The organism is Methylomonas koyamae, assembly GCF_006483455.1.
GTDB classification, from domain to species: Bacteria; Pseudomonadota; Gammaproteobacteria; order Methylococcales; family Methylomonadaceae; genus Methylomonas; species Methylomonas koyamae_B.
This window is the reverse complement of sequence record NZ_PPPU01000031.1, coordinates 51,030-57,371: the sequence shown is the minus strand read 5'-3', so window position 1 is coordinate 57,371 and position 6,342 is coordinate 51,030. Positions and strand designations below refer to the sequence as shown.

Genomic DNA, 6,342 nt, shown 5'->3' with positions numbered 1-6,342 from the left:
CTTGATCGCGGGCGTGGCCTGCTCCTACAGGATGTGAACCAGCCGTTCTATTCCTTAATTTAACGGCATTGGTCCACGGCTTGCCCACAACGATGCCTTCCAAACGATACTCGGTGTAGATTTTTACCTAAACCAAATCCGCTAGAAACCAGCCCTTCGCAACCCCCTCTCCGCCTCGGCTCCAATCCCACCCGAATTGCACCCCACCGGCAAACCTTTGCCCACAGTCCGGAAACAGTCCTATCATGTGCCGGCGGCGTAAAGGCCGGCGCCGTTGCCGAGACCGGCCGATTAACCGAGGTTGACGTATGGATGGCCTGTCTGCAATTTTCCACAGCCTGAGCCTGCGGGCGCGACTGGTATTTGCCGGCGGCCTGTGCGGCCCTTGGGTAGTCGACCATAATTCCGAACAGGCGATCTGGTTTCATTTGGTGACCAAAGGGTGCGGCTGGGTCCACTCGCCGGCCTGGCCCGAGCCGTTGCGGCTGGAAACCGGCGATCTGGTGTTGTTTTTGCCGCACGCCCGCAAGCACTATCTCAGTTACAGCCCGAGCGACGTGAGGCCGGATTTGCCCGGCGCCCGCACCGCGCAATGGCCGCAAGGCGACAGCGGCATGGTCTGCGGCCTGATCGAACCAGGGGTTGCGCCGTTGCCGGTCTGGCGGACCTTGCCGACCGAGATCGTGGTCAGGCAGCGGCAGGCCGGGCCGATTCTGGCGCAATTGATCGAATTGATCACGGCCGAATCCGACAGCGGCCGCTTCGGCAGCTTTGCCGTGATCGAACGCCTGTGCGACGGCATTTTCCTGTTGGCGGTGCGCCACTGCATCGAGTCCGGTTCGGTTCGGGGCGGCGTGTTCGGCGCCATGGCGGACGCCCGGCTGGAAAAGGCTTTGGCTCTGATTCACCAAGAGCCGTGGCGGGATTGGACTTTGAACGGGCTGTGCGCCCAGGTCGGTTTGTCGAAAACCGCATTGATCCAAAAATTCGACCGCCATTTCCAATTGCCGCCGATGGAGTATCTGACGCGCTGGCGGATGCAGATCGCCGCCGACTGGCTCAGCGAAAGCGGCATGACGGTCGAGAAAGTCGCCAGCCGCTGCGGCTACGACTCGGTATCGTCGTTCAGCCGCGCCTTCAAACGCTGCCTGGGCACCAGCCCCGGCCGCTACCGCCGGTCGCACAGCGGCGCCGAATATCCATTGATTCCGATTCCGGAGTGATGCGTCCGGTCCAGCGCGGCCGAGCTTCACCATGGGATTACCCATACAGCCGGCACCTGCGCTTCAATTTAGCGCGCAACGCTCCCGGCTACACAGCGAAATCAACTTCCGGGCATCCTGGGCGGTGATCGTGCCGTCGTAATCCAAATCTTTCGGATCGCCGATGGCCGCCCCCATATTTTTGCTTGCCAACAGCAAACTCAAGTCATTTTTTTTCGACATCGCCGGTCGTAACGAAGGCGCGGGATTTGCCGGGACCGGCAAAAACGATGTCGCGCGGCTCGTCCCCAACCAACAGGGTCCGGGTCACTCGGCCGCTGCCGTTCTCGTCCAGATTGACGATACTGACGCTATCGGATAGATGGTTGACGACCCAGATTTCCTTGTCGTTCCTGACCGCCAAGGCGACCGGCTCCAACCCGACCTGGACCGATCCCAACGGCACTGCACTGCGGTCGCCGACCCGGAACAATTCCAGCCGGTTATCCGGCGTGTTCAAGACAAACAGCAACTTGCCGTCCGGCGACAGCGCCAACGGCCGGACTTGGCCGCTTTCGAACAGGGTAAAACCGGATTGGGCGTTTGCCGGCAGCGGACACCATGCCGGCAACAGCATGACAAAGCAGAGCCCACGCACGGTCGCGCGACGAATCGATCCCAACATTTTGATCTCCTCCTGACGGGTAAACGCGGCGCCTATCCGCCGATACTTGCCTTTCACAGCACGGCCGGACGAATAACACCCTCGGGTAATGCACACGACACGGCAGCGGCAAGAAGCGTAGCGACGGCCACCCTTCCCGCGCGTAAACGCATTCGCGGCAAGATAAAGGAATATCGAGACCCGGCCGGCGAGATGCGGCCGAGTCGAAACGGCACTAAGCGCAGCGCCGGTACAACAGCCCCAAGCCGGCGGCCATCAAGGCAAAAGCCGGCGGCAAGGGTACGGAAGTGACAGCGATCGGCGTCGCGGCGGCCTGCAGCGGATCGCCGTTGGCATCCCCTAGCGCGTTGATGTTCAGGCTCAATTGGCTGCTGCCGGCCATCAGAAAATCGAAATTGAGCACGGCCAGGATGAAACTGTCCGCCTGCAATTGGTTTAGTGTCGCCGCACTATCCAGAGACAATTCGAACAGATTCAACCGGCCGGCGCCGGCCAGTGCCGCCGCCGACGGATTCAAACCCAAATCCAGCGGGTCCAATGCCTTACCCGAAACCGGATCGCCGAATACCGCGCCGACATACGCTAAATGATCGCCGTCGAAAACCAGGTCCAAATCGTAGGCTCCCAACGACGGCGCCGCAGCGTTACCCAAGCCGGATATCGAAACGCCGACGCTAAGCGACGAAGCGGTCTGCGTGATCGGCACCAGGCTCAATTCGATCGCGGCCCCTGCCGTTCCCGATATCGATAATAACCACGCAGCGAGCAGAGTCAGGCTAAAACGGTTTTTCATTTGCGGTATCTCCTTATGTTTGATGGACTGGTCAACGGTCTGTGGAAATTTGTTCAGTTGGTCGCGCACTGCGGTCGGGTACAGGATTGCACCAGTTTGCGGGCATCGAGAAGGTTGACGACGCCGTTACGGTCGATGTCGCGCGGGTCGCCGGCGGCAATCTTGCTGCCCCGCGCCGCCAGAATCCGGTTAATGTCGACTTGGTCGACATCGCGGTCGCCGTCAAGATCGCCGGCCACAGTGATGGCCTCGCACACGTCCGGCACATGGTTGGTGTTGGTGTCGCCGACCCGGCGCCGCTCAATGTCGGTTACATCCGATTGGCCGTTTTGGTTACAGTCCGGAAACACGTTTAGGTAGTACACGTCCTGTTCGCCGTTATAGGTTGCCGTGTAGGCCAGGCTGGCCCCGTCCTTGTCCGACACCAAGGTGGAATAGTCGCCGATCTTGGTGGAGCCGTGCGGGTAAGCGATTGTGGTGTCGAATGCCGGGCTGACCGGAACGTTTTTGCTCCAGGTTTGCCCGCCGTCCCAGGAGTAGCTGTAATACAGCCGCGACACCTTGTAATTGCCGCTATCGCGGGTGTCGTACCAGACGGCATCGATGCGCGAGTTGGGCGCCACGCCCATCATGCCGAACCAATTCCAGTTATTTTTGCTCTGCGCGTCGTCGTTGATGCGTACCGGGACGCTCCAGGTGTCGCCGCCGTCGCTGCTGCGGACGAAGGTAATGTCGAGATTGTCCGCCCCCGGCGGATCGACCGTCGCCAAAACGTAAAGCTGGCCGCGCATCGCGCCGGCCGAGCTATCGACACCGACTTGGACGTCGCCGGTAGGCCCGTATTGGTTGGGGTTTTGCTTAAACAAAAATAGCGGAGCCAGACCGCCCAAGTCGATTTCGCGGGTATCGAAGGTCGGGGTTTGCGCCGGATCGCGGGCATTCAACGACCGGGAAAACAGGTGGTGATGCAGGTTACGGTCTTGGTGTTCCTCGTCGAATTCCGACGGCTCCCGTCTGCCCGCCAGATACAGCTCGCCGTCGTTGCCGACCCGCATCGTGCCGAAGGTCGGCGTCTCCGGGATTGCCAGCGGCGGCTGGAAGCTGGCGCCTCTGTCGATCGAGCGGACGAAGCATTTTTCCGCTAGACAGTCGCGCCAATTCAGGTAGACATGGCCGTCGCTGGTGCCGCCGCTGCGGTCCACGGCCATTTGGGCCTTGTCGCCGCCTTGGCCGTAAGCGAACACCGGCGCTTCCCAACTGCGGCCGCCGTCCAATGATTTGATGACCTGGATGTCTTGGACAAAGGTATAACTCGGATCGAAATGCAGGCTCTGGTAGTAAAAATTGCCCAAGGCGTCGACATCCAGGGTCGGATTGCTGCGGCCTTCGCCCGGGGTGATCGTGCCGTTGAAATGCCAATGCGCACCGGCGTCGGCGGTATAAGCCCATCCGCCTTGCCGAAACGACGAGTCCACCGAATCGAACTGGCGCCAGGAAACCACCATATTGGCGGGGTCCAGCGGATTGATCGCCAGGCTCGGTTCGTTGGCGGCATCGCCGACGATATTTTTGCCGTCGGCGGTGACATTGACTTGGGTACTGATATAAGCGCCCTGGCTGTATTGATTCGCGATCGCGGACTGCGTCCAGCCGGCGGTCAGCATCGAAGCCGCCAACGCCGTCACCAAGCGCTTCGCCGGGGGCGCGTAACGGCGCGGACAGGTGGTAGCCGCTTGGCCTAGGTCAATTTTCATAACATGTGTCCTCTTGGCTTGCGGCAAAAACCTAAGCCGGCCAAGCCGGCCGCGAACAACGCGAATGCCGGCGGCAGCGGCACCACCGCGGTTTGCAGATTGAAATTGCCGACAATCGCATCGCGGGTACCGTTCAGGTGGTCGTAGCCCTCTCCCAAACCCAAATCGCCCGACAGACTGAAGCGGCTGGAATCGAGTCCCATCACGACGTTGAACAGGTTGTAAGACTGCGAGCGGAAAGAAACGTGGTTGTACAGGCTCCAGGCCGAGCGGCCGCTAGCAAGGTCGATATTGGCGGCGTCGTATTCCAAGGTGTAATCGCCGGATAAAATGCGATTGAAGTCCGAGCCGGTATCGACCCGAAACCGGAACACCCCGGCCAAGCCGATAGCACCCGTCACCGTGGCCTCGAAATCGGCCGGATCGAAATCGATGGTCGTCGGCTTGCTCCGCCGGTTGGTTAAGTTGGTGACCGAGCTGCCGTTAACGGCAAACGTCAATCCGGTTGCGGGAATCTCCGCCACGCCGGGCACCAGGTGGTCTTCCAAAATTTGGCTATAGCTCCGGCTGCGCGAGGCTTGCGCGTCGAAAAACTCTTCCAGGTACATCGACCGGGCAGGCGTTTCGTCGATATCCACGGCGGCGGCCAACGCGTCGCGATCCAAGTTCACGACCAACCAGCCGCCGGATACCGTGGCGGCCTCCGCCGGGGATAACAACGCCGTGGCCAGCAACATACCCCAGCCGAAGCGGAGCGCCGAAAATCTAGCTAAATGAATACTCATAGTCATGCTGAGGGAAATAATCTTGAAAAGCGGTGCCAGCCAAGCCGAAGCACCCGGGTATGCCCGGGTGCGAAAGCCGGCTTAGGCCGGAATGGCTGTGCGTTTACGGCGAGTGGAGGCCATCACGCCGAACAAACCGCTACCGAACAACCAGACCGCTGCCGGCACCGGAACCGCGGCCGGAGCCGGAGAAATCAGGCTGAAGGTACCGGCGCGGCCGGCTTGGCTGACGCCGTCGCCGCCGAACAGGAAGGCGCTGGTGCTGGCGGAATACCACAGTTCGCCGGTAAACAGCAGTTTGTCGCCGTCGGTGGTGACGCTGATGTTGCGGGTATCGTAGGTGGTGGACGAGAAGCTGACGTTGTTGGTCAGAGCCCAACCGCTGTTGACGCCATTATTGCGAGCGGCGACGTAGCCGAATTGGTAATCGCCGGATAGCAGCGTACCGGTGAAACTGCCGCGAGTCATTACCACACCGTTTAGCCCGGCAACGCCGCTGGCGGTAAATGTCGACGAGTTGGTCAACGTGTCCTGACTGCTTCCCCACGTTAACGTGGTCGCTTTGTTGTTGCGGCCGCCGCTACCGAACGGAATGCCGGTACCGGCCAAACTGGACGGGTTGATGTCGAACGACAGCGTCGCAGGCGCCGGGTAGGTATCGTTTGCCACGCCAAGCATTTGCGACACATTCATATTGTCCGCCAACGACTTGTCGAAATAATTGGCGACATAATACGAAGTGATCGCGCCGTCGCCCAAGGTCAAGCCCGACAACAAATCATCGGGATTGTCATAGGAAATTTGGAACACCCCGCCGTTCAGCGTGCCTGCACTTGCCACGTTAGCGATTGCCAGCGCGCCGGCAGCCAGGACGCAGCGTAGCCGCAGCGATTTCGATCCGATCTTTTGCATACTTTTTTCCTAAATGAAAGATATAAACGCTATAAGCGGCTTGAACGACTCAAGCCGTCGATGACTCTCGCAAGAGAGGCGGCCCGGCTGTCTCGAGCTTGCGAGATCCGCGGCTTTCCGGCTCCACCTTGCGGCGGATGTGGCGAAGTGCTCCCTACTTGAAAACCGGACGGCTGGACCCCGAACGGCATATTCCTTTAGTGAGCGGCGG

The 6,342-nt window shown here is 60.4% G+C and carries 7 protein-coding genes and 1 riboswitch; of the genes, 1 reads left to right on the top strand and 6 read right to left on the bottom strand.

Annotated features, from left to right (window positions below; translation table 11 throughout):
- The first annotated feature begins 308 nt into the window (after positions 1–308).
- Positions 309–1,223, top strand: a complete 915-nt coding sequence (locus C2U68_RS16660) for an AraC family transcriptional regulator (protein ID WP_140913594.1) — start codon at positions 309–311, stop codon at positions 1,221–1,223.
- 63 nt (positions 1,224–1,286) lie between these two features.
- Here the strand turns inward: C2U68_RS16660 and C2U68_RS21285 are convergent, their stop codons facing one another.
- The 6 genes from C2U68_RS21285 to C2U68_RS16635 all read right to left on the bottom strand — a co-directional run bounded on the left by C2U68_RS21285 (position 1,287) and on the right by C2U68_RS16635 (position 6,131).
- On the bottom strand, positions 1,287–1,445 hold the full coding sequence (locus C2U68_RS21285; RefSeq protein WP_186289646.1) for a hypothetical protein: 159 nt from the start codon (positions 1,443–1,445) through the stop codon (positions 1,287–1,289).
- On the bottom strand, positions 1,429–1,887 hold the full coding sequence (locus C2U68_RS16655; RefSeq protein WP_222101924.1) for a YncE family protein: 459 nt from the start codon (positions 1,885–1,887) through the stop codon (positions 1,429–1,431). Before C2U68_RS16655 ends, C2U68_RS21285 begins: the two co-directional genes overlap by 17 nt.
- A gap of 214 nt (positions 1,888–2,101) precedes the next feature.
- Positions 2,102–2,680, bottom strand: coding sequence for a hypothetical protein (locus C2U68_RS16650; protein WP_140913593.1), 579 nt, complete (start codon positions 2,678–2,680; stop codon positions 2,102–2,104).
- A 53-nt stretch (positions 2,681–2,733) separates the two neighbouring features.
- Positions 2,734–4,434, bottom strand: coding sequence for a sialidase family protein (locus C2U68_RS16645; protein ID WP_140913592.1), 1,701 nt, complete (start codon positions 4,432–4,434; stop codon positions 2,734–2,736).
- Complete coding sequence (locus tag C2U68_RS16640) at positions 4,431–5,219, bottom strand: hypothetical protein (RefSeq protein ID WP_260839379.1); 789 nt, start codon at positions 5,217–5,219, stop codon at positions 4,431–4,433. The genes C2U68_RS16645 and C2U68_RS16640 overlap by 4 nt, the downstream gene beginning before the upstream one ends.
- A gap of 81 nt (positions 5,220–5,300) precedes the next feature.
- The gene (locus C2U68_RS16635; protein WP_140913591.1) at positions 5,301–6,131 is read right to left on the bottom strand and encodes a hypothetical protein; all 831 of its coding nucleotides are present in this window, start codon (positions 6,129–6,131) and stop codon (positions 5,301–5,303) included.
- A gap of 74 nt (positions 6,132–6,205) precedes the next feature.
- Positions 6,206–6,285: riboswitch (cyclic di-GMP riboswitch) on the bottom strand.
- Between the last annotated feature and the right edge of the window lie 57 nt (positions 6,286–6,342).

Coding starts and splice junctions, on each gene's coding strand:
- C2U68_RS16650 (WP_140913593.1), bottom strand. CDS start 2,680: ATGAAAAACCGTTTTAGCCTGACTCTGCTCGCTGCGTGGTTATTATCG.
- C2U68_RS21285 (WP_186289646.1), bottom strand. CDS start 1,445: ATGTCGAAAAAAAATGACTTGAGTTTGCTGTTGGCAAGCAAAAATATG.
- C2U68_RS16635 (WP_140913591.1), bottom strand. CDS start 6,131: ATGCAAAAGATCGGATCGAAATCGCTGCGGCTACGCTGCGTCCTGGCT.
- C2U68_RS16640 (WP_260839379.1), bottom strand. CDS start 5,219: ATGAGTATTCATTTAGCTAGATTTTCGGCGCTCCGCTTCGGCTGGGGT.
- C2U68_RS16645 (WP_140913592.1), bottom strand. CDS start 4,434: ATGAAAATTGACCTAGGCCAAGCGGCTACCACCTGTCCGCGCCGTTAC.
- C2U68_RS16655 (WP_222101924.1), bottom strand. CDS start 1,887: ATGTTGGGATCGATTCGTCGCGCGACCGTGCGTGGGCTCTGCTTTGTC.
- C2U68_RS16660 (WP_140913594.1), top strand. CDS start 309: ATGGATGGCCTGTCTGCAATTTTCCACAGCCTGAGCCTGCGGGCGCGA.